The organism is Streptomyces sp. NBC_01334 (assembly GCF_035983595.1).
In the GTDB taxonomy this organism is placed as follows: domain Bacteria; phylum Actinomycetota; class Actinomycetes; order Streptomycetales; family Streptomycetaceae; genus Streptomyces; species Streptomyces coriariae.
This window is the reverse complement of sequence record NZ_CP130718.1, coordinates 8,807,696-8,829,992: the sequence shown is the minus strand read 5'-3', so window position 1 is coordinate 8,829,992 and position 22,297 is coordinate 8,807,696. Positions and strand designations below refer to the sequence as shown.

The window sequence follows — 22,297 nt, the reverse complement described above, 5'->3', positions numbered from 1 at the left end:
AGGCACGGACGCGGGGTCGCTGCGCCACCCCAACGGGAGGTCGGCGGGGTTGTGCGGCTGCCCAGGCCGACGAGCCGCGGATACCCGCGAGAGGCGGGACGCGAGTGGCCGGAGGGCGGGCCGGGGTCTCTGGGAAAGGTGGGCCGCGGATGCCCCGGCGGCGGGCCGGGACCTCCGGGGGGGGCAGAACGCGGAGACCCGGGGCAGGCCGGGGCCTCTGGCAGAGGCACAACGCGGACGTCCCAGCGGCGGGTGGCGCCTCCGGAAGAGGCGTAACGCTAGCGCCTCGTAGCCGGGCCGCAGGCCCGCCGGGCGAGCTGAGACGCGGATGCCCGGCAGGCCGACCACAGGTGCGCCAGGAGCGGTGAGGCGGGGTGCCCGGGGGCCGGTGTTCAGGTGGGCGGGCCCGGGAAGACCCGGTGGCCGGGCATCAGGCGGTGGCACGGTAGAGCCGCGGTGTCGCCGACACGCCCGGGGAGCCGACCCGCCGGCCGTTGCCGGCATGCGGTCCGTGCCGACAGCGCGGACCCGGACGGCACGGACGGCGGAGCGGACCGCGCGGACGGCGGAGCCGAGCCGGGTGCCGCCGGGCTCAGTGGCGGCACCCGGGACCGCCGGGCCGCCGTCGCGTCACTTCGCGCGTCGTGCCTTGCTCCTGCGGCCGTCGGGCCACAGGCGTGGCTTCCGCTTCGCCGCGATGTCCTCGATCCAGCCGGTCGCGAGGATCATCACTGCGATGAGGGGCCAGACCAGCAAGAACATCCACAGCATGTAGCTGGAGTCGAGGGCGGCCGTGACGCTCCGGCTCTCCATGAAGGGCAGTCCGTACGCCAGGTCGATGATCGGGACCGTGGCCATGATCAGCAGGTTGTGCCACAGGTAGATCGTGACGGCGCGGTTGTTGGAGAGCGTGATCAGCCTGTCCCAACGGGCCAGTGCGCGCGGGAGCTCCTGCCACGAGGGCGAGTACTGGAGCAGGATCACCACGAACCCGAAGGACCAGGCCGCCTGGGCGAGCGGGATGTCGTTCAGGTCCCAGCCGTCAGGTCCCAGGTGCCCGGAGGCCCACCACAGGCCGAAGGCCATCACGAGCGCGGAGCAGGAGACCGCCGCGTAGCGGGGTATCCGGGCGAGCAGCCCCTCCTGGTGGGCGAAGCCCAGCACCCAGCAGCTGCCGTAGACGGCGAAGTCGCTGACCGCGTTGCCGGTCTCGCCGGGTATGGACACCAGGCCCGTGCCCACCACCGCCGTCAGCGCCAGCGGCGCGAACAGCGTGACCCAGGGCGCTCGGCGGAACGCCCACAGCAGCAGCGGCGAGGCGAGCACGAACCACAGGTAGGCCCGCAGGTACCAGAGCACACCCGCCGCCTGGACCGCCCAGGTGTTCTCCAGCAGGCCGGACTTGGAGCCGATGTCCCAGGGGAACGGAGGCGCGCCGAGCGGGACGATGTAGTTGAACAGTTCGACGACGCCCAGGGCACCCCCGTGGTCGGGGTCGTTCAGCGGGTTCCAGCCGCCCGCGAACATCAGTGTCAGGACGGCCGCGCCGAACAGCCACAGCGGCGGCAGCAGCCGCCGGACGCGGTCCCGGATCACGCCCAGTGGCGGACGCTTCAGCGAGCGCGCCATCAGCGAGCCCGCCAGGGCGAACATGACGCCCATGGACGGGAACAGCACGGTGAGCCAGGCCCAGCCGAACAGGTGGTAGACGACCACACGGACCAGAGCGATCGTGCGCAGCAGGTCGAGGTAGCGGTCGCGTCCCGGCTTCTTGACGGCCGTCGTGCCCTCGGCCCCGGCCGTGGCGGGTGGTTCCGGGAGGGCCCCCGCGGTCCGCTGCCGGGGGACGCCGAAAGCCGGTGTCCGCTCGGGACCCGCGTTCGTCCCGGTCGGGTAACCCTGGGTCATGCGACAGGCCTCCGGTCGTTGGTGCTGCCGGTGTGCTGACGCGGCGCGGGGCCGCCCGGCGCCTCGACCGCGCCGGTGCGGCGGAGTTTCTGCCAGCGCAGCCGGCCGCCGGTGAGGGCGGTGATCCAGGACTGGAGCAGCACGACGTACATGAGCTGGCGGTAGAGGATCTGCTGGAGGGGCAGCGAGATCAGGTGGGTCATGCGTTCGCCGTCGAGCCGGAAGGCGTACGCCGCGCAGACCGCCTGGACGGCGAGGACGCCCAGCCAGGCCACGATCGTCTTCTCGGTGGGGCCGAAGACCACTCCGTAGAGGAGGAAGACGTCGATGAGCGGGGCCAGCAGCGGGGCCAGGACCATGAACAGCGAGACGAACGGCAGACCCACGCGGCCGAACCGGCCGGACGGGCCGCGCTCGAAGACCGCCCGGCGGTGCTTCCAGATCGCCTGCATGGTGCCGTACGACCAGCGGTAGCGCTGGGACCACAGCTGCTGCACGGACTCCGGGGCCTCGGTCCAGGCGCGCGCCTTCTCCGCGTAGACCACCTTCCAGTTGTCGCGGTGCATGGCCATGGTGATGTCGGTGTCCTCGGCGAGCGTGTCGTCGCTCATGCCGCCGACCCGCTCCAGGGCCGAGCGGCGGAAGGCGCCGACCGCGCCGGGGATGGTGGGCATGCAGCCCAGGACGTCGTACATCCGGCGGTCGAGGTTGAAGCCCATGACGTACTCGATGTGCTGCCAGGCGCCGATCAGCGAGTCCCGGTTGCCGACCTTGGCGTTGCCGGCCACGGCGCCGACCTTCGGGTCGCCGAAGGGCTGCACCAGTTCACGGACGGTGGACGGCTCGAAGACGGTGTCGCCGTCCATCATCACGATGAGGTCGTACCGGGCGTTGGCGATGCCCCGGTTGAGGGCCGCGGGCTTGCCCGCGTTGTGCTGGCGGACGACCCGGACGTTCGGCAGGCCCATGGCCTCAACGATCAGCGCGGTGCCGTCGGAGGAACCGTCGTCGATGACGAGCACCTCGATGGGGTGCTCACTCGCCATCAGCGAGCGGACGGTGTTCTCGATGCACTTGGCCTCGTTGTACGCCGGTACCAGCACCGACACCGGTTCGGTGACCGGCGGGCCCCAGCCGAACCCGGGCCGGCGCACCTTGCGGGCGTGCAGGGCGGACAGCAGCAGCATGAGCACGAACCGGCTGATGACCAGGACACCGATCACCGAGAGGCCGACCATCAGCACCCCGGTGATGTTCTCGGCCGCTCCGACGAGGAAGATCCAGGCCTTGCCCTTCCACAGGTCGAGGCCGGTGACAGGGGTGTGTGCGCTGGGCGCGCCGAGGGCCTCGGTGAGGTTCTCGAACTCGTAGCCACGGGACTTCAGCTCGGGCAGGAACCGGTCCAGCGCCTGGACCGTCTGGTGACGGTCGCCGCCGGAGTCGTGCATCAGGACGATCGCGCCCCTGCCGCCCTTGGGCGTGGCACGGCTGATGATCTCCTCGACGCCGGGCTTCTTCCAGTCCTCGCTGTCGGTGTTGTTGACGACGGTCAGATAGCCGAGCGAGCCGATGTACTCGGTGACCGGCCAGGACTTGTCGTCCATCGCGTCGGCGAAGGACGAGTACGGCGGGCGGAACAGCGAGGTGCGGATGCCCGCGGCGCCGGCCAGCGCGAGCTGGTTCTGGGACAGCTCCCAGGAGATACGTTTCTTCGACTGGAAGGACAGGTCAGGGTGGTTGAAGGTGTGCAGGCCGACCTCGTGACCCTCGTCGACCATGCGCTGGACCAGGTCCGGGTAGCGGGAGGCCATGGTGCCGGTGACGAAGAAGACGGCGTGCGCGTGGTGCTTCTTGAGGACGTCGAGAACCTTGGGGGTCCAGACCGGGTCGGGTCCGTCGTCGAAGGTCAGGACCAGCCGGTGGTCGGGTACCTCGCGGCTGGTGCTGCGGCCGCCGCGGCTGTCGATGACCGGGCCGCCGTCCAGGATCTCGTCGGGCACCTTGTCGACGGACGCCTCGGGCTGGACGCGGTGGTCGGCGAGGATCTCGCTGTGGACGTAACCGCGCACCATCAGCATCGCCATCATGGCGACGAGGACGAGGCTGGGCAGCATCAGGCGCATCGGTACGCGGCGGCGCCGGGCGGCGCTGTCACGGGCCGCGGCTGCGGCCCCGCGACGGCGGGCGGGGAATGCCATCGGAAGGTGTGCTCCAGAACGGGACAGGAAGGGAGATGAGCGGGGCTGAGCGGGAGCCGAGCGGAAGCGGCGCGTCAGCCGACGGAGGACACGGAGTTCGCCTCGCCGACGATCTCGCCGGTTCCCCCGGTGTCGTCGACGGCGCTCGGCGAGGGGCTCGCGCCGCTGTCGGGCTCGCTCGCCTCGGGCGAGGCGACGGCGGACTCCGACGCGGCCGGGCCGGACGCGCTCGCCGTCGCGGTGGGGCGCACGGTCGTCGTCCCGGTGGACGCCTCGGGCAGCGCGGACGCCTCGGTCCCGCCGGGGCTCGCGGTGGCACCGGGCACGTCGGTGGCGCCGCCCGGGGACGATGCCGTCGGGACGGAATCCGACGAGCCCGCGTTCGGAGCGGCGCGGTCCGAGCCCGAGGGGCTCTCCGAGACCGACGGCACGGACGAGGTCTCGACCTTCCCGGCGGGCGTGTCGTCGCCCTGTCCCGGCAGGGGCAGCCAGGGTGCGCTGGAGTTGCCGGAGACGAGGGTGGCGACGATGACGAGGGCGTACACGGAGCAGGCGATGCCGACGGCCACACCGAGCCGGCGCAGCCGGCGGCTGCGCCGGCCCGACTCGTCGACGAAGACAGGGGTGCCGGGGACACCGGGGGCGCCGTGGGACTCGAGCCGACCGCCGGAAGCACCTGCCGTGGACGCCGGGTCGATGCCCGCGAGCTGCACCGTCAGTTCGTCCGCGTCGTGGAGGGGCTCGATCGCGGCGGCGTCCGTGAAGGTGTCCGCGAAGACGGGGGGCACCGTGGTGCCGCCGGGCAGGGGGGCCGTCACCTCGGTGCGCGCGGAACCGGGTTCCTCCGCGGCCTCCCAGAAGCTCCCGGCTCTTGGCGCTCTCGCCCGAAGGCCGGTTCTGCGCCCGGCGAACGCGGCGGCGCCGTCGAGCCCGGATGCATCGCCCGACCCTTCAGGTTGGGCGTCATCCAGCCAATGTTCCACTTACCCAACCCCCACGAGACTGCTGCGGGGTGCGCAGACGATGCCAAGCACACGCCCACCGAACCAAGCCCCCACGCCTGGTCCGAGCGCCCCCCAAATAGTTGATGCTTGGACGGTGACTATAACTCACCTAGTGAAAGCGTGAAATTTGTGTCGGAAGTGTGAAGAAGATGGTCCGCTGAGTGTGACTGAAAATGATCCTCGCACATTCGTGCACCCTGAATGGATCCCCGTCTCACAAGGCGGACTACTTTCACCGGTGGCGCCATAGGCGACTGTTCGGAAACTCCGACCAAAAGGTGTCTGTCGTTCCATAACGCCAACGGCGGGCGTTCAGCGGGCTCGCAGGCCCCGTGCCGTCAGGGCGAGGCTGATCTCCACCAGGTCGGCCGGCCGGGACAGGGAACGGCCCGTCAACTGCTCGTAGCGGCGCAGTCGGTTCAGGACGGTGTTGCGGTGGCAGTACAGCCGCTCCCCCGCCCGCTGGGCGGAGCCGTCGCAGGCCAGCCAGGTGGCCAGGGTGTCGAGCAGTACGGCCTCGTCGGCGGGTTCCAGACCGCTCAGCGGGCCGAGCACCCGCTCGACCAGCGCCGTACCCAGGTCGGGGGTGGAGACCACCAGCGCGGCGGGGAGGTGCTCGGTCAGCCGGATCGTGCCGCCGGTCCGCGGGCACATGTCCAGCGCGACGTCCGCGAGGCGGCGGGCGTCGCCGACCGCGGCCAGTCCCGACACCGCCGTGCTGATCCCGGTCCGCGCGCTGCCGGAGGCCGGCGGGACGGCCGCCGTCGAGCACGGTGAGCCGACGTCCCGACTCCCGCTCCCGCCCTCGTTTCCGCCCCCGATCTCACTCTCGTCCTCGCCCAGGAGGACGATGCCGTAGTCCACCTCCACCCCCGTGTGCCAGTACACGCGCCTGCCCCGGCCGTGGGCGGCCCGCGCTCCGGCGCCGTCGGAAGGACAGCCGGCCGTCACCGCCACGACGACGTACCGGCCCTCTTCGGGGAGGTCCAACGCCTGGGCGGTCTCGGGCAGGTCGGCGATCCGGCTGGCACCGTCGAGCAGGGCGCCGGCCAGCACCCGCAGCCGGTTCTCGCGCCGCCAGGCGAGCTGCCGCTCGACCTGCCGGTAGGCGTCCGCGACGAGGGTGCAGTGCTCGTCGACGAAGTTCCACACGTCGGCGGCGATGTGCACGAGCAGCCGCACGTCCTCGGGAGCCGTACGGCAGGTCTCGTCGATGAGGCCCTGCCACACCAGGGACCCGCCCAGCCGGAACGCGTGCAGCAGGGCGTCCAGCGGAAGGCCCTGCTCCGCGCGGGTGGCGCCGATCTTCCACGAGCAACGGCGGGCCGCGTCCCGGCTGCCGCGCGGGTCGATCAGCGAGGCCACACTGTGCCGCAGCGAGCGGTGCACCTCCTGCCAGGTGGCGGCGGGATCGCTCGTCACGGCCGCGCGGTAGGCGGGCTCCTGGTCCTGGAGCGCGGCCACCAGCCGGTCGGTGAGGTCGGGCAGGTCCGCCAGGAGCACCCGGGCGGCACGGTGCAGGACCCGGAGGGCGTCGGCGTCGATCAGCGACCGGACGTGCTGGGGATGCGGCCGGGGGCCGGGGGCCGCCGGTGCGCCGGCCGCGGGTCGGAAGACGGTCCGTGACCGTAGGGCCTGATGCATCGCGGTCCTCCCCCGGGGCAGTGTCCAGCCGTCCGACTCGTCCTGCCACGAAGGATGGCATACCGTCCGGTCGGTCCCTAGGGGTGTGCACCATTGTTTTCTCTCCGGTCAACCCTCCTGTCCGGCCTTCTCGACCATGCGCACCAGTTCGACGCGGGAGCGGACGCCCAGCGTCGCGAAGACCTTCCGCAGGTGGTAGTCGACGGTTCGGGTGCTGACCGAGAGGGTCAGCGCCACCTCCCGGTTGGTGGCGCCCTCGGCGACGCACCGGGCGATCCGCAGCTGCTGTGGTGTCAGTCCGTCCAGCCCCGGGCCCGGCCCCATCGCTCTCACGCCGCCTCCCGGTGCCACGCCACCCGCCCGCAGTTCGGCGCGGGCCTGGTCCGCCCAGGCGCGGGCGCCGCAGCGTTCGAACCCGACCAGAGCGGCGCCGAGACGATCGCGGGCCTCGCTCAGCCGACGGCGTCTGCGCAGCCACTTGCCGTGCAGCAGTTCGGTGCGGGCACGTTCGAAGTCGCCGCCGGCGGCCACGTCGTGCAGGTCGAGCGCGCGGCGGAACAGGGCGTCGGGCCGGTCGGCCGGAGCCAGCAGCGCACGGCAGCGCGTCAGTTGGGCGGGGGCCTGGGGATCGGCGCCGAATCCGGCCCACCGGGCGAACTCCTCGACGACCTCGGCGACGCCGTCGTCGGCCCGTCCGGTCGAGGCGGCGGCCTCCACGAAGCAGGGCACGGCGAGCATCCACACCGCGAAGTGCCCCCTGCGCGGCCCCGGGCGCACGAGGGGTCCGAGCCGGTCCGCGGCCTCCCGGGGGCGCCCGCGGGCGAGGTCGGCGCGGGCCGCCGCCCACTCCGCCAGCGTCGCGGCCTGGACCAGGCCGTGTCGCCGGGCGGTGGCCAGCGCCGTGTCCACGTGAGCGGCGACCTCCTCCGGAGCGCCCTCGATCGACGCGGCGAGGGCGAGCACCGCGTGGTGGTGGGCGGCCGTGTTGCGCTGCCCCGTGCGGTGCGCGGCCCGCAGCCCCTCCTCCGCATGGGTCCTGGCCAGCGCGTGCCGTCCGGCGCGCAGCTCGGCGTAGGCGAGGTACTCCCGGGCCCGCGCGAGGGCCGCGGCCGTCCCGGGGGTACGGGCGGCGGCCAGGGCCCGCGCCCCGGCGCGGCGGGCGGCCGCCAGGTCGCCCAGCAACAGGGCGGCGGCGGCCGCGCGCAACGCGGTGTCCGGCTCGTCGGCGCCGGCCGCGCCCGCCGCACCACCTGTCGCCTCCGCGTCCACCGCACCGCCTGCCGCCTCCGCGTCCACCACCAGCCGCCGCAGAGGCCCCGCCGCCTGCGCGAACTGTCCTTCGAGCAGGGCCCGGAGACCGGTGCGATAGCCACGCGACACGGCACTGCCGCCTGCGCGGACCGGCACACCGTGGCACGCCGGAACGCCCGGAGACTCAGGCCGGTCCGCCGAAGGGTCCCGGGACGGCCGGGCGCCGGTCACTCGGCCGGTGTCCGGGGCGCCGCCCTCGCCGGCCGGCAGGTGCGGCCTGCCCGGCGCGTCGCCCGGGAGGCCGTCCCCACCGCCCGACACGAGCAGGCGACCCGGGGCATCGGCCGGGCGCCCCGCCCGCTCCCCCGGCCGGTCCCCGAACGGCCGGGGGCCGGGCCACGCGTCCGGATCCGGGAGGAGGCCGTTCTCACCGCCGAGCTGTGCGCGCGGGCGCCCCGAGGCTGCATCCGGGGCGTCGGCGCCGGTGCTCAGGAGGTGCAGGCAGCCCTGGGCGTCGCCTGCCGCCCAGGCCGCGTCGACCGCGGCCAGGAGGGCCGATTGGGCTTGCCGTGGGGACGACTCGGTCAGCAGGCGGGCCGCCAGGAGCAGGGACGCGCGGGCCTCGTCGACCGGGCCGTCGTACAGGACCGTGGTGCCGCGGACCAGTTCGACGCGGCCGCGCAGCGCCGAGGGCGCCGCACTGTCCCGGGCCCCGTCGAGCAGCCGCAGAGCCCGGTGCGTGCGGCCGCCGAGCAGGGCCTGCTCGGCCGCGGCCGTGTACCACTCCGCGCGCCGTGTGCCGTCCTCGGCCAGCGCGGCGGCGTGGGCGTACGCCGCGCACCGCAGGCTCCGGGGGTGCATCCGGTCGCCGGCCGCCACGGCCAGTTCGGTCGCCGTCCCGCGCCGGGGCACGGTGGCGGACCGGGCCCGGTGCAGCAGGGCGTGCAGCCTTGCGGCCCCCGCCTCCTCCAGAGCCCGGGCCAGCGCACGATGCGCGGCACGGCGCCGCTCGGGCCACGCCCCCGCGTACACCGCGCGGCGCAGCAGATCGCTGTGGAACCCGACCTCGCCGTCGGCCAGGACGAGCACCTCGGGCAGCGGATCGGAGGGAGGGCCGGACTCCGTGGCGGAACGCGTCCCCCACAGGTGCTCCGCCGCCCGCCGGGCGAGTGCCAGGCCGATCCGGGTGTCCTCCGTGTCGTCCGCGTCCCGTACGGCCGCCGCGACCGTCAGCAGCAGGTCTTCCTGCGCGGGCGTGAAACCGGTCAGGAAGCCGCCGGCCAGGCCGGTCAGGAGCTCGGCGTCGGCCGGCGGGGCGGGCAGCCTGCGGTGACCGCGGATCTGGGCGGGCGACAGCCGCCGGACCATGGCCAGCAGCAAAGCCGGGCTGCCCTCGGCCGCGTCCACCAGATCGTCGCGCACGGCCCGGTCGAGGGCCCCGCCCGTCGCCTCGTCCAGGAGCGCGGCCGCCTCCACCGGGGAGAGCGGGTCGACGCGGACCACCGGCAGCGCGGCGAACTCCCGGTCGACCGGGCGGTGTCCCGACACGCTCAGCAGCACGCCCACCCGGCCGTTCCCGCCCAGCTGCTCGGCGGCGCGGCCCACCGCGGCCCTGGTGGGGGCGTCCCACAGATGCGCGTCGTCGACGCACAGCAGCATCGGCCTGCCGGCGGAGGCGGCCCGCAAGGCGTCGAGGAGTGCCACGCAGGGCTGCCCCGTGGCGGACCACGGGCCCACCGGTGCGCCGAGGGCGCGCAGCAGCGCGCGCAGACCCCCGAGGGGTACGGCCGACGCCACCCGGTCGGCCCGAACACCGACCACGAACGCGGCCGGGCACGAGCGGGCGGCGCGGGCCAGGAACGCCGTGCGGCCGCAACCGGGTTCACCGGTCACCACCCGCACACCGCCGTCGGCGGCGGTCGTCTGTCCGGTCATTCCCGTGACGTTACGTACGGGTAACGGGCGGTGGAAGCCGTGCGACCGCGCGGGCGACGACGCCGATGCGGGCCGTTCGGGGCCTGTCACCAGTGGGTTCGTGTGCGACGGGCGTGGCACACCTTGTGCCGGGTCCCAACGGCCGCCGCCGCGCCGCGTGCACGGGCACAGCGACGTCGACGGCGGCAGCGACCCCGTTCTCCTCACCCTGGCTCAGGACGTGTGCGGGCAGTTGCCCCGGTACTCGTCGATCGTCGTGCTCGGCCGCGGCAGCGGGCACAGGAACTGCTCGTAGCGCGTGTCGTTGTCGACGAAGCGCTTCAGCCACGAGATGCCGTACTTCGCGATCGTCGTGTTCGACGAGTTCGGGGTGAAGTGGGTGGCGTTGTTCAGCTCCAGATAGGCGCGGTCCAGGGAGGACGGCAGGCTGGAGTAGAACGGCTCGGCGTGGCTGGCGACGGGGGCGACCGTGTCGCCGTCGGCGCCGACGATCAGCGTGGGTGTGCCGACCTCCGGCCAGGACTTGTCGAGGTTCCACGGCGTGAGCGGGATCGCGGCCTGGAGCGAGGGCCGCGCCTTGGCGGCCTCCAGGCTGCCGCCGCCGCCCATCGAGTGGCCCATGACGCCGAGCCGGCTGCTGTCGACGCGGCTACGGACGGAGCTGACCTGCGTGAGGTGGTCCAGGGCGGCGAGCAGCTGACGGCCTCGGGAGTCGGGCTGGTCCAGCGTGGTGAGGGTGTCGATGGTGAAGACGACGAAGCCCTGCGACGCCAGCCGCGGGCCCAGCCACGCGATGGAGGACTGGGTGGCGGTGTAGCCGGGCGAGACGGCGATCGCGCCGAAGGTGCCGTCGCTGGTGCTGGTCGGGTAGTAGATCGTGCCGCCGCCGAAGCCGGTCACGGCGAGCGAGGAGACGGTGGTCTGGGAGACCGCGTACGGGCCGCGTGCCGCCTCGATGCTCGCGGTGGTCGGCGCCGGGCCCCGCTCGTAGGGGTTGTCCGCCGCCTGCGCGCCGGGGCCGCTGAGCGTGGTGAGGCCGACGACGGCGGCGACCGCCGTCGCGAGCCGGGCGAGCTGTCCGGACCTGCGGTGGGGGGAGCCGGTGGAGGCGCGGTGGGCCGCACCGGTACGCATGTGATCCTGCACGAGGAGTCGTCCTCTCGGTCGGGCGGGCCGCGGGGGGCGCCGCCGCTGGGATGGCGGTGCCACTGTCGGGGCGGGACCGGTGCGTGGGGATCGGCGATGTCACCGGTCTCGTGGCTTTCCACCGGAGGAAACCGTGGGGACGGCGCCCCGCTGCGGCCCGTGTCGCCGCCCGGGACGCCTATCGTCGGCGGGGAGCACACGGGGTGCGTCGTGGGGACGAGGGCGGGAGCGTCGGACGATGAACGAGGAGGATCCGGCCCCGCGGGAGGCCGCCGCGACGCTGCGGTCCCTGCTGGCCTTCGAGGACGGCAACGCGGTGCGGCTGCTGTACGCGCCCGCCGCGCCCGACACCGTCGTCCGCCGCATCGCCGTCGGCCTGGACGACCTCGACGACCTCGATGGCCCGGACGATCTCGATGGCCTCCGCAATCTCGAAGGCCTCGGCGACCTCGACATCCCGGACGGCCTCGACGATCGGGACGGCCTCAGGCCGGGACCGGGACCGGGTCCGAAGCCGGGGCATCCGGCCGGCTCGGGCGTCCTGCTGCTGGCCGTGGGCGCCGCCCCGGACGCCGGTACCGTGCGCGAGGCCGCGCGGCGGGGGGCCTGTGCCGTGGTGCTGGGCGACACCGGCGAGGAGGTCACCAGCCCGGAGGTCGGCGGTCGGGGGGTCACCGGTCCGGTGGAGGCGGCCCGGGAGACCGGCGTCGCCCTGCTCGCCCGCGCCGAGGGCACCGGCTGGGCCGAGGCCGCCGCGCTGCTGCGGTCGGCGCTCTCCTACGTCCTGGCAGGCCGGGCCGACGACGCCGAGGCGCTCCGGGGCCCGGAGACGGCGCCCTCCCTCGCGGTCCTGGCGGCGCGGGTAGCGGCGTACGTGAAGGGGTCGATCACCATCGAGGACACCCGGTTGCGGGTCCTGGCCCACTCCGCCACCGGCCCCGGCGCCGACCCGCTGCGCCGGACCGTCATCCTCGGCGGCCGGGTGCCCGACTGGCGGGTCGCCGAGCTGCGGCGCAGCGGTCTGTTGCGCGCCCTGTGGACCTCCGAGGACGTCATCCACCGGCCCGCCGACGGCGACAACCCGGAGCGGCTGGTCGTCGCCGTGCGCAGCGGGCGGGAGGTTCTCGGCTCGATCTGGGCCGCCGCGGACGGCGCCGCCCTGGCCCCGGACGCCGCCCGCTATCTGCGTACGGCCGCCGGGCTCGCCGCGCCGCTGCTGGTGCGCGAGCGGCTGAGCGAGAGCGGTACGGCCCACCGCCGGGAGGCCGCGCTGCGCGGTCTGCTGCACGGTCTCGGTGACCGGCGTACGCACGCCTGGTCGCTGGGGCTGTCCCCGGACGCGCCGTGCGCGGTGGTGGTGGCCGAGCGGCGGCCGGGCGCGCGGGCCGACGACCGGGCCCTGGACGTCCTCGCCCTGGAGATCTCCGCGCACCGACCCGGCACCGGGATACTGCGGGACGGCGACCGCCTCGCGCTGTTCCTCACCGGGGATGCCGCCGCGGCGGACCACGCGGGGGCCGTGCTCGGCGTCGTGCGCGAACTGGACGCGGTCGTCGCGTCGTTGCCGGGTGCGCCGGCGGTGTGGCTGGGCGTCGGCCCGGTCGTCACCCCCCAGCGGGCCGACCTGTCGTACGAACGGGCCGGGCTCGTCGTCCGGGCTCTGCGGGAGCGGGAGGCCAGGGCGTCGGCCGCCGGGCGGCCGCGGCCCCCTCGGTACGCCGACGCGGCCGGTGCGGGCGCGGCGCTGGAGGTGCTGCGGATTTTGGACGCGGCGCGTCCGGTGTGGGAGTCCGGTGGCGGGCCGGTCCACGACCTGATCCGCACGGACCTCGCGGCGGGCGGCGAGCTGGTACGGACCCTGGCGGCCTGGTTCGACGCCGGGGGCGACGTCCCCGAGGCGGCCCGTCGCCTGGTCGTGCACGCCAACACACTCCGTTACCGGCTGGGCCGGGTCCGGGAGCGGTACGGCGTGGACCTCGACGATCCCGACACCCGGCTGCTGCTGACCCTCGCGGCCCGGCTCGTCCCGCCCGAGGGGTTCTGAGCGCCCGGGGGATCCTGAGCGCCCGAGGGGTCGGATGCTGTCCGATGACACAAAGGTTCCGCTTGTCTTTGGCCTGGTCCCCAAAGACGTGCGGCCGACGCGGGAGGAGCCTGGAAGTGTCACCCGACCGCGTGACACCCTTCCTCGCACGAAGGAGACGAGCACGTGCTGCTCCCCACCGAGAACCAGCGGACCGGCCAACGAGCCGACCAGCTGACCGACCGGCCGACCGACGACTCTCCCGTCGCCCTCGCCGTCCGGCAGGCCGTCACGGACGGGCTGCTCGGCGAGGACCGGCCACTGGCCGGGTTCGTCGACGTGCGGGGCGTGCGCGACAGCGTCGCCGGCCTGCACGACGCGTTCGCGCAGGTGCCGGACGTCCTGCACACCTTCGCCGCCAAGGCCTGTTCCCTGGTCCCCGTGCTGCGGCTGCTGGCCGACGCCGGCATGGGCTGCGAGGTGGCCAGCCCCGGCGAGCTGCGACTGGCGCTGGACGCGGGGTTCGCCCCGGCGCACATCGTGCTGGACTCGCCGGCGAAGACCCGCCGGGAGATCCGGGAGGCCCTCGCCCTGGGCGTCGCGCTCAACGCGGACAACCTCGACGAGCTCGACCGGATCGACGCGCTGCGCCCCGAGGACTGCGCGTCGGTGCTCGGGGTGCGGGTGAACCCGCAGGTCGGGGGCGGGTCGATCGGCGCGATGAGCACGGCGACCGCGCACTCCAAGTTCGGGGTGGCCCTGCGTGACCCGGGGGCCAGGACCCGCGTCGTGGAGGCCTTCGCGCGGCGGCCGTGGCTGACCCGGCTGCACGCGCACGTGGGCTCGCAGGGCTGTCCCCTGCCGCTGATCGCGGAGGGCCTGGCGGAGACACACCGGCTCGCCGAGGAGATCAACGCGTACGTCGGCCGCCGCCAGGTGACCAGCCTCGACCTGGGCGGCGGGCTGCCGGTGAACTTCGCCGACGACACGGTCACGCCCACCTACGCGGAGTACGTGGCCGCGCTCACCGCCGCCGAGCCGGCGCTGCTGGACGGCCGCTACCAGGTGGTCACCGAGTTCGGCCGCTCCCTGATCGCGAAGAACGGCTTCACGGCGGCGCTCGTCGAGTACGTCAAGGACGCCGGTGGACGCCGGATCGCACTCACCCACGCCGGCGGGCAGGTCGCCACCCGCACGGTCTTCATGCCGGACGACTGGCCGCTGCGGGTGTCCGCGTACGGCCCGGACGGCACGCCCAAGCGCACGCCCCTCGTCCGGCAGGACGTCGCCGGGCCGCTCTGCTTCGCGGGGGACGTCGTGGCGCACGACCGGCCGCTGCCCGCCCTCTCCGAGGGGGACCTGGTGGTGCTGCACGATACGGGCGGGTACTACTTCTCGGCGCACTGGTCGTACAACAGCCTGCCGCGGCCCGCCGTGTACGGCTATCGGCTCGCGGACGGCCGGGTCACGTTCGCCACGATCCGCTCCGCGCAGACGGTGCGGGAGATCTCCGCGGACAGCGGGCTGGCGCAGGCGGACGCCCTGTTGACGGGCTTCGCCGCGCCGCCTCGCACCTGATCCGCGCCCGGCAGGCATCAGCGGCCCGATTCTGAGCACCCGGCATGACGTCGCCTGCCGAGGAGAGAACCGTGCTCTGGGTCGCCGTGCTGCTGCTGCCACTGCTGTCCGTCCTGATGGCGGTCATGGACCGGGTCGAGGAGCGTCTGCTCGCTCCGGTCCGGGAGAAGCGACGCCATGCCGGGCGCAGGCGGCATCTGCGCCTGGTCCGGGGCACCTCCGCCGCTGCTCCGGTGGCGGACGACGCCCGCCCGGCGGAGGCCCGGGCGGCCTGACGGCCGGGAGCACGCCCGGGGTGTCCCGGGCGAAGGCGGTGTGCGAGGCTCGCGGTCGGAGTCGGCGTCCCGGCGAGGGACGTCACCCGTCACGTCGGTCGGCATCAGGGAGAGTCAGCGGTATGCGCATCGGTCTGCTCGGCACCGGCCCCTGGGCACAGATGGCCCACGCCCCCGTCCTGGAAGCGCACGAAGCGCTCGACTTCGTCGGTGTCTGGGGCCGCCGCCCGGAGGCAGCGAAGGAACTCGCCGACCGGCACGGGACACGGGCCTACGACGACGTGGACGCCCTGCTCACGGACGTGGACGCGGTGGCCGTCGCGCTGCCGCCGGACGTCCAGGCGCAGCTCGCGGTCCGGGCCGCCGGGGCCGGCTGTCATCTTCTGCTCGACAAGCCCGTCGCCGCGACGGTGCCGGGAGCGCGGGCCGTGGTCCGGGCCGCGCAGGAGGCCGAGGTCGCCTCGGTGGTCTTCTTCACCACCCGGTTCGGGCCCGAGGCCGGTGCCTGGATCGCCGAACAGGCGGAGACCGGGGGATGGTTCACGGGACACGCCGAGTGGCTGGGCGACGTGTTCCACGGCACGGGGGACCACCCCTTCGCCACGCCCTGGCGCGGTGAGAAGGGTGCCCTGTGGGACGTGGGTCCGCACGCGCTGTCCGTGCTGCTGCCGGTCCTCGGCGACGTCCGCCGGGTGACGGCCGCGGCCCGTGGTCCCCGGGACACCGTCCATGTGGTCCTGGACCATGTGGCCGGTGCCTCCAGCACGCTGACGCTGAGTCTGACGGCCCCGCCCGCGGCGACGGGCGCGGGCGTGGAGCTGCGCGGCACGGCCGGGGTGACGCGGCTCCCCCAGGGCGGCGGCGACGCCGCAGGCGCCCTCACCCGGGCCGCCGACGAACTGCTCGTGTCGGCCCGGGACGGCCGCCCCCACGCCTGCGACGCCGCGTTCGGCCTGCGCGTCACGGAGATCCTGGCCGACGTAGAGGCCCTGCTGGAGGGCGGAGCACACTGACGCACCGTCCTCCCCGAGCCCTCGAGCCCCCGGGCCTGGCAGGACCCGGCAGGACCTGCCAGGGCCGTCCCGGGGGCTCGGTCGGCCGTCAGCCGAGCTCGAAGTTCACCCGCTCCCGCACGACGGGATAGCCGGCCTTGGCGAAGTGCGCCGCCATCGGGAAGTTCCCCTGGTCGGTGGCGGCGGCGATGAACTCGGCACCCTGCTCGACGAGATGATGGGTGCACTCGGCGAGCAGGTCGTAGGCGTAGCCGTGACCCCGGTGGTCCGGCAGCACGCCGATGAAGCCGACGCAGGGTCCTGAGGGGTTGTGGGCCGGGATGTGGATGCCGGCCAGTTCTCCCTGCGGGGTGCGGGCCACCTGCCACCATTCGCGCGGCGACGGGCACCAGCGGAAGAAGTCGATCTCCTCCTGGGCGGCCTGGTCGAGGCCGCCTTCTCCGATGGCCTTGCGGGCGTGGGCGTCGAGGGTGTCGGAGTGGATGCGGCGCAGGGCGTCGAAGAACACCGCGTCGTCCGGTTCGGGGGTGAAGCTCAGGCGGCCGGGACGGTCGGGCAGCCCGCACTCCGGGGTCCAGCGGTACACGAAGCGTTCCACCAGCGGGGTGTGGCCGGCCGCGCGGGCGGCGGCGTGCCGGGCCTCGGCGGCGGCCCGCATGACGGGGTCGTCGCGCCAGCCGCCGGGCATGACCAGTTCCAGGCCGACCTGCCAGGGGGCGGTGCGCAGGAGTTCGGCCGCGGCCTCCTCCTCGCCGTCGGCGAAGTCGAACCACTCCACCACGAGCGGTTCGGTGTCCTCGGGGCCTCCCCACCAGACGGCGCGGGCGACGACCCGGCCGTCCCGCAGGGCGACGCGCTTCCAGTCGGGCCGGTAGGTGATCCTGCCGTAGGCGTCGGCGGCGCGCAGCGGGTCGGGCAGGGTGTCGAACAGATGGACGTCGCTCTCGTCGAGAGCGCGGATGACCAGATCGGTCACGGATTCCTCCGGGTCGCGTACGGCGTGGTGCGCTCCCGGGGCGTCGGACGAGGGTCAGACGCGGCACGCCGGGGTCACGGAGCGGGAGCGCGGGATGAATGCGGTTCGCATGGCGCTCGCCTCCTTCCGTGGGTGTCCGGGCGTGCGATCACACGTTAGGGGCCGCCCTCGATCGCGTCCACGGGTTTTTTCGGCGTGCGCCCGTCGCGGCCACGGTGGAGCGTGGGGGTGTGGGACGACTCGACGGGGACCGGCGGGGCTGGCTGCGGGGCGCGCCGCCGCCTCGCTGGGTGCGGGCGCTGCCGCTCGTCCTGGTCGCGGGCGTCTGCGTCGCCACGCTGATCAGCCCCGAGCCGCTGGACATCGGGTTCATGCTGGGCGCGATCCCGCCGCTGGCGGTGCTGTCGTACGGTCCGGCGGCGACCGCGCTGCTCGGCGCTGCCGTGGTCGTGATGCTCAACCTGCCCGCGTTCCAGCTCGACCAGCCGGGCCAGACCGATGTGCTGACGGTGTGTTTCGTCGCGGTGCTGAGCGTGTTCGTGGCGTATGTCCGCCGCCGCCGGGACGATCAGCTGGACACCGAGCGCACGATCGCCGAGGCCGCGCAGAACGCCGTCGTGCCGCCGGTCCCCGAGCGGGTGGGTCCGGTGCGCTGCGCGGGTCTGTACCGGGCGGCCCAGCGCGGGACGCTGGTCGGCGGTGACTTCTTCGACGTCCGGGCGAGCGACCACGGGGTGCGGGCCGTGCTCGGCGACGTCCAGGGGCACGGGCTGGCGGCGGTGGCGACGGTTGCCTCGCTGTTGGGGGCGTTCCGGGAGGCGGTGCTCGACCAGCCGGACCTGGCGCGGGTCGCCGCCCGGCTGGACCGGCGGCTGACGGTGGACTCGGCGCGGGTGACGCACGCCGAGCTGTTCGCGACGGCGGTCCTGCTGGAGTTCACGCCGGACGCGGACGCCGTGAGCGTGGTCGTCTGCGGGCATCCCCCGCCCGTGTTGCTGCGCGAGGGCACGGCCGCGGAGTTGGACGTCGTCCCGTGGACGCCGCTGGGGCTCGGTCTGCCGGAGGGCGCCCCGTTCACCGCCCACGTGCTGCCGCTGCGCCCCGGCGACCGCCTCTTCCTGGCCTCCGACGGCGTCTCGGAGGCCAGGGACGCCGCCGGAGTCTTCTACCCCCTGCTCGACCGCCTGCCCGCTCTCGCCGCCGGCGCCGACCCGGCGACGACGGCCGAGCGGGTGTGGACGGACGTCCTGCGCCACTGCCCGGCCGTCCGCGACGACGTCACGATGCTCGTGCTCGCGCCGGCGGGTCCGGCGGACCGCTGAGGGTCTCCGCGTCCCCCTCGGCGTCGATGTGCGGCAGCATCCGGTCCAGCCAGTGCGGGGTCCACCAGGCGCGCGCGCCCAGCAGGGTCATGACGGCGGGCACCATGAGCAGCCGTACCACGGTGGCGTCGATCAGCACGCTGACGGCGAGGCCGAGTCCCAGCATCTTGACGACGATGTTGTCGCTGATGATGAACGCCGAGAACACGCTCACCATGATCAGGGCCGCGCAGGTGATGACCCGGGCGGTGATCTCCAGCGCGTGGGCGACGGAGTCCTTTGCGTCGCCGGTCCGCAGCCAGGCCTCGTGCACCCGGGACAGCAGGAAGATCTCGTAGTCCATGCTGAGGCCGAAGATGATCGCGAACATCATCATCGGTACATAGCTCTCGATGGGCACGTCGCCGTGCACGCCGAGCGCGGGCCCGCCCCAGCCCCACTGGAAGACGGCGACGACGACGCCGTACGAGGCGGTGATCGACAGGACGTTGAGGACGGCGGCCTTGACCGCGACGAGAAGCCCGCGGAACACGGCGAGGATGATCAGGAAGGCGAGCAGGACGACCACGCCGATGATCAGGGGCAGCCGGCCGGCGACGATGTCCCGGAAGTCGACCTGGGCAGCCGTGGTGCCGGTGACATAGCCCTTGGCGTCGTAGCCGGACACCGCGTCGGGGAGGGTGTCGTCGACGAGCCGGTTCGTCAGCTCGGTGGTGGTCGCGTCCTGCGGGGCCTGCTTGGAGTAGACGGTCGCGAGCAGCACGTCACCGTCGCTGGTGGGGGTCAGCGGGGTGACCGTGGCCGCGCCGGGCACCGCGCTCAGCGTCTTCTGCGCCTGGGAGGAGAGGTCGGAGCGCTTGTCGGACGGGACGGACGTCTGGTCGATGACGACGGTGAGGGGGCCGTTGGAGCCGGGCCCGAAGGCGTCGGTCATCAGGTCGTAGGCCCGCCGGTCGGTGAAGGAGGTCGGGTCGGCGCCGTCGCCGATGTGGCCGAGCTGGATGGAGAAGACCGGGATCGCGAGGATCGCGATGACGGCCACACCGGCGCCGAGGTACTCCCAGGGTCTGCGCTCGACGCGCTTGGCGTAGCGGTGCCAGGTGCCGTGCGGGGTGGCGCCCGGTTCGGCGTCGGTCTCGGCGACCGGCTTGCGGACGTGGTAGCGGTCGATGTGTCTGCCGATGAGCCCGAGGAGGGCCGGCACGAGCGTGAGGGCGCCGACGACGGCGGAGACGACGGTGATGGCGGCGGCGAGTCCGAGTTTGCCGATGAACGACACCCCGGACGCGTACAGACCGAAGAGCGCGATGATCACGGTGGTGCCGGACACGAGCACGGCGCGGCCGCTGGTGGCGTTGGCGTGTCCGGCGGCCTCGGCGGGATCCGCGCCGTCCATCAGGTTCTGCCGGTGCCGGGTGGTCAGGAAGAGGGCGTAGTCGATGCCGACGCCCAGTCCGATCATGGTGGCGAGGGTCGGCGAGACGGTGGCGAAGGTGAAGGCGGCCGCCAGCAGCCCGAGGCAGGCGAGTCCGCCGACCACGCTGATCAGGGCGGTGACCAGGGGCAGTCCGGCCGCGATGACGCTGCCGAAGCCGACGAGCAGGACGACGATGGCGACGGCGAAGCCGATCAGCTCGCTGATCCGGTCGTTCGCGGCGGGCCGGGCGAGCTCGCCGAGCGAACCGCCGTACTCGACGTCGGCGCCGGCCGCCCGCAGCGGCTGGACGGCCTTGTCGACGCCGGTCAGGTAGTCGTCGCCGAGGGTGGAGGGCTGTACGTCGAAGCGGACGGTGACATACGCGGTCTTGCCGTCGCTCGACACCGGGCCGACCTTGGACGACGTCACGGAGAGCGGGTTCTGGGCCGAGAGCACGTGGGGGAGCTTCTGGAGGTCTCCGACGGCCGTGGACAGCTGTGAACTCAGCGTGCTCACGGCCTGGTCGTCGTGCAGGACGATCTGGCTGCTGTAGCCGCCGGCCTGCGGGTCGTGCTCCTTGAGCACGTCCAGACCGTCCGTGGACTGCACACCCGGCAGTTGGAAGTTGTCCTCGTAGGTTCCGCCGACGGAACGACTGACCACCTGGAGGGCGACGACGGCCACGAGCCACGCGATGATGACGATCAGGAAGTGACGGGCGCACCAGGCGCCGAGCCTGCGCAGTCCCCCGCGGTGCGGGTTCCCGGCGGTGGTGGGTGCCATGGAGCCCATTAGACGCCCGGTTGATCTTCCCGGCATCTCGAGCCGGAGCTGATCGGGATTGCAGGGTGCGGCTCCAGGATGAATGGTGTTAGTGGACCCGATGACCGCACCGGGCCGAAGCCTCCCTTCGGACGCGAGGAGCAGACATCATGCCGACGTCACAGCCAGGCGGCTCCCGGCCCTCCCCGGAGCGCGCCACCCCGGACAACCTGCTCCACACGCGTACCGGCACGGAGGTGTCGCCGGAGGACATGGTCCTCGCCACCGGCCGGGACATCACCCCGCGCAGTCTCGAGTGGGCACGGCGCAAGCTCGCCGAGGAGGGACCCAGCGCGATCGAGAAGCTGCTGCCCTAGTAATCCGGGGCAATCGGGGCCCGCCCTTTCGCGGCGGGCCCCGCGGCTGCCAGACTCCGGAGCGTGCCCGACTTCGACATGCTCGTCCTCGGATCAGGTCCCGGCGGTCAGAAGGCCGCCATCGCCGCGGCCAAACTGGGCCGCCGGGTCGCCGTCGTAGACCGCCCCGACATGGTCGGCGGGGTCTCCCTCCACACCGGCACCATTCCCTCCAAGACGCTGCGCGAGGCGGTGCTGTATCTCACCGGTCTCACCCAGCGGGACCTGTACGGACAGAGCTACCGCCTCAAGGAGAACATCACCGTCGCCGACCTGACCGCCCGGACCGAGCATGTGGTCGGGCGTGAGATCGATGTCATCCGCAGTCAGTTGTCCCGCAACCACGTCGCCCTGTTCGCCGGCACCGGCCGGTTCGTCGACGCCCACACGATCGCGCTGCGCGAGATCACCGGGCAGGAGCGGCTGATCAGCGCCGAGCACATCGTGATCGCCACCGGGACGCGCCCGGCGCGCCCGGACAGCGTGGAGTTCGACGGGCGGACCATCCTCGACTCCGACAACGTGCTGACGATAGAGCGGGTTCCGCAGTCCATGGTGATCGTCGGCGCCGGTGTGATCGGCATGGAGTACGCGTCCATGTTCGCCGCGCTCGGCAGCAAGGTCACGGTGGTGGAGAAGCGGCCCGGGATGCTCGACATGTGCGACGTCGAGGTCATCGAGTCGCTCAAGTACCACCTGCGGGACCTGGCGGTGACCTTCCGGTTCGGGGAGACCGTCGCGGCAGTGGAACGGCATGCGCGGGGTGCCCTGACCGTGCTGGAGAGCGGCAAGAAGATCCCCGCGGACGCGGTGATGTACTCGGCGGGCCGGCAGGGCCTGACCGACGAACTGGATCTGGACAAGGCCGGGTTGGCGGCCGACCGGCGCGGCCGGATCGAGGTCGACGAGCACTACCGCACGCCGGTCCCGCACATCTACGCCGTGGGCGACGTCATCGGCTTCCCGGCGCTCGCGGCGACGGCGATGGAGCAGGGTCGGGCGGCCGCCTACCACGCGTGCGGCGAGCCCGTCGGGCAGATGCACCACCTCCAGCCGATCGGCATCTACACGATCCCGGAGATCAGCTTCGTGGGGCGGACGGAGGACCAGCTCACCGAGGACAGCGTGCCGTTCGAGGTGGGCATAGCCCGCTACCGCGAACTGGCCCGCGGGCAGATCATCGGCGACGCCCACGGCATGCTGAAGCTGCTGGTCTCGCCCGGGGACCGGAAGCTGCTCGGGGTGCACTGCTTCGGCACCGGAGCGACCGAGCTGATCCATATCGGTCAGTCGGTGATGGGCTGCGGCGGGACCGTCGACTACCTGGTCGACGCGGTGTTCAACTACCCGACGCTGGCGGAGTCGTACAAGGTCGCCGCCCTCGACGCGACCAACCGGCTACGGCAGTTGGACCGCATCGGCGACTGAG

15 protein-coding genes are annotated in these 22,297 nt (G+C 73.6%); 7 read left to right on the top strand and 8 right to left on the bottom strand.

The genetic code is table 11. The features are described 5' to 3' along the window. Positions 1-630: 630 nt before the first annotated feature. The 6 genes from OG736_RS39350 to bdeA form a co-directional block, all read right to left on the bottom strand. The gene (locus OG736_RS39350) at positions 631-1,908 is read right to left on the bottom strand and encodes an acyltransferase family protein (RefSeq protein ID WP_327186688.1); all 1,278 of its coding nucleotides are present in this window, start codon (positions 1,906-1,908) and stop codon (positions 631-633) included. Then, positions 1,905-4,106, bottom strand: a complete 2,202-nt coding sequence (locus OG736_RS39345; protein WP_327186687.1) for a bifunctional polysaccharide deacetylase/glycosyltransferase family 2 protein — start codon at positions 4,104-4,106, stop codon at positions 1,905-1,907. The genes OG736_RS39350 and OG736_RS39345 overlap by 4 nt, the downstream gene beginning before the upstream one ends. 74 nt (positions 4,107-4,180) lie before the next feature. Next, a complete protein-coding gene (locus OG736_RS39340; RefSeq protein ID WP_327186686.1) occupies positions 4,181-4,924 on the bottom strand; it encodes a hypothetical protein in 744 nt (247 codons plus the stop codon). A gap of 498 nt (positions 4,925-5,422) precedes the next feature. Next, positions 5,423-6,754, bottom strand: coding sequence for a PucR family transcriptional regulator (locus OG736_RS39335; protein WP_327186685.1), 1,332 nt, complete (start codon positions 6,752-6,754; stop codon positions 5,423-5,425). Between the two features lie 108 nt (positions 6,755-6,862). Continuing rightward, entirely contained in the window at positions 6,863-9,940 is a 3,078-nt protein-coding gene (locus tag OG736_RS39330; protein WP_327186684.1) for a helix-turn-helix transcriptional regulator, read from the bottom strand. A 213-nt stretch (positions 9,941-10,153) separates the two neighbouring features. Next, a complete protein-coding gene (gene bdeA / locus OG736_RS39325) occupies positions 10,154-11,074 on the bottom strand; it encodes a bis(hydroxyethyl) terephthalate hydrolase (RefSeq protein ID WP_327186683.1) in 921 nt (306 codons plus the stop codon). Positions 11,075-11,324: 250 nt separating this feature from the next. Between bdeA and OG736_RS39320 the strand changes: the two genes are divergently transcribed. From OG736_RS39320 to OG736_RS39305, 4 genes are all read left to right on the top strand, one after another. Further along, entirely contained in the window at positions 11,325-13,130 is a 1,806-nt protein-coding gene (locus tag OG736_RS39320) for a PucR family transcriptional regulator (RefSeq protein WP_327186682.1), read from the top strand. A gap of 213 nt (positions 13,131-13,343) precedes the next feature. Further along, positions 13,344-14,687 (top strand): type III PLP-dependent enzyme domain-containing protein, encoded by a 1,344-nt coding sequence (locus tag OG736_RS39315; protein ID WP_327187832.1) that lies wholly within the window; start codon positions 13,344-13,346, stop codon positions 14,685-14,687. Positions 14,688-14,758: 71 nt separating this feature from the next. Beyond that, entirely contained in the window at positions 14,759-14,962 is a 204-nt protein-coding gene (locus OG736_RS39310; protein ID WP_327186681.1) for a hypothetical protein, read from the top strand. 122 nt (positions 14,963-15,084) lie between these two features. Beyond that, entirely contained in the window at positions 15,085-15,975 is an 891-nt protein-coding gene (locus OG736_RS39305) for a Gfo/Idh/MocA family protein (protein ID WP_327186680.1), read from the top strand. Between the two features lie 88 nt (positions 15,976-16,063). On the opposite strand, the gene OG736_RS39300 is transcribed toward OG736_RS39305, so the two are convergent. Beyond that, a complete protein-coding gene (locus OG736_RS39300; protein ID WP_327186679.1) occupies positions 16,064-16,951 on the bottom strand; it encodes a GNAT family N-acetyltransferase in 888 nt (295 codons plus the stop codon). Positions 16,952-17,181: 230 nt separating this feature from the next. Between OG736_RS39300 and OG736_RS39295 the strand changes: the two genes are divergently transcribed. Continuing rightward, a complete protein-coding gene (locus tag OG736_RS39295; RefSeq protein ID WP_327186678.1) occupies positions 17,182-18,273 on the top strand; it encodes a PP2C family protein-serine/threonine phosphatase in 1,092 nt (363 codons plus the stop codon). On the opposite strand, the gene OG736_RS39290 is transcribed toward OG736_RS39295, so the two are convergent. Continuing rightward, a complete protein-coding gene (locus OG736_RS39290; RefSeq protein WP_327186677.1) occupies positions 18,230-20,482 on the bottom strand; it encodes an MMPL family transporter in 2,253 nt (750 codons plus the stop codon). The two genes, OG736_RS39295 and OG736_RS39290, sit on opposite strands and share 44 nt — an antisense overlap. Before the next feature lie 140 nt (positions 20,483-20,622). On the opposite strand from OG736_RS39290, the gene OG736_RS39285 reads away from it, so the two are divergent. Both OG736_RS39285 and sthA read left to right on the top strand, forming a co-directional pair. Next, positions 20,623-20,829 carry a hypothetical protein gene (locus tag OG736_RS39285; protein WP_057603951.1) on the top strand — a complete coding sequence of 69 codons (207 nt, stop codon included), beginning with the start codon at positions 20,623-20,625 and terminating at the stop codon, positions 20,827-20,829. A 63-nt stretch (positions 20,830-20,892) separates the two neighbouring features. Beyond that, positions 20,893-22,296, top strand: coding sequence for a Si-specific NAD(P)(+) transhydrogenase (gene sthA, locus OG736_RS39280; protein WP_327186676.1), 1,404 nt, complete (start codon positions 20,893-20,895; stop codon positions 22,294-22,296). The last annotated feature ends 1 nt before the right edge of the window (position 22,297 follow it).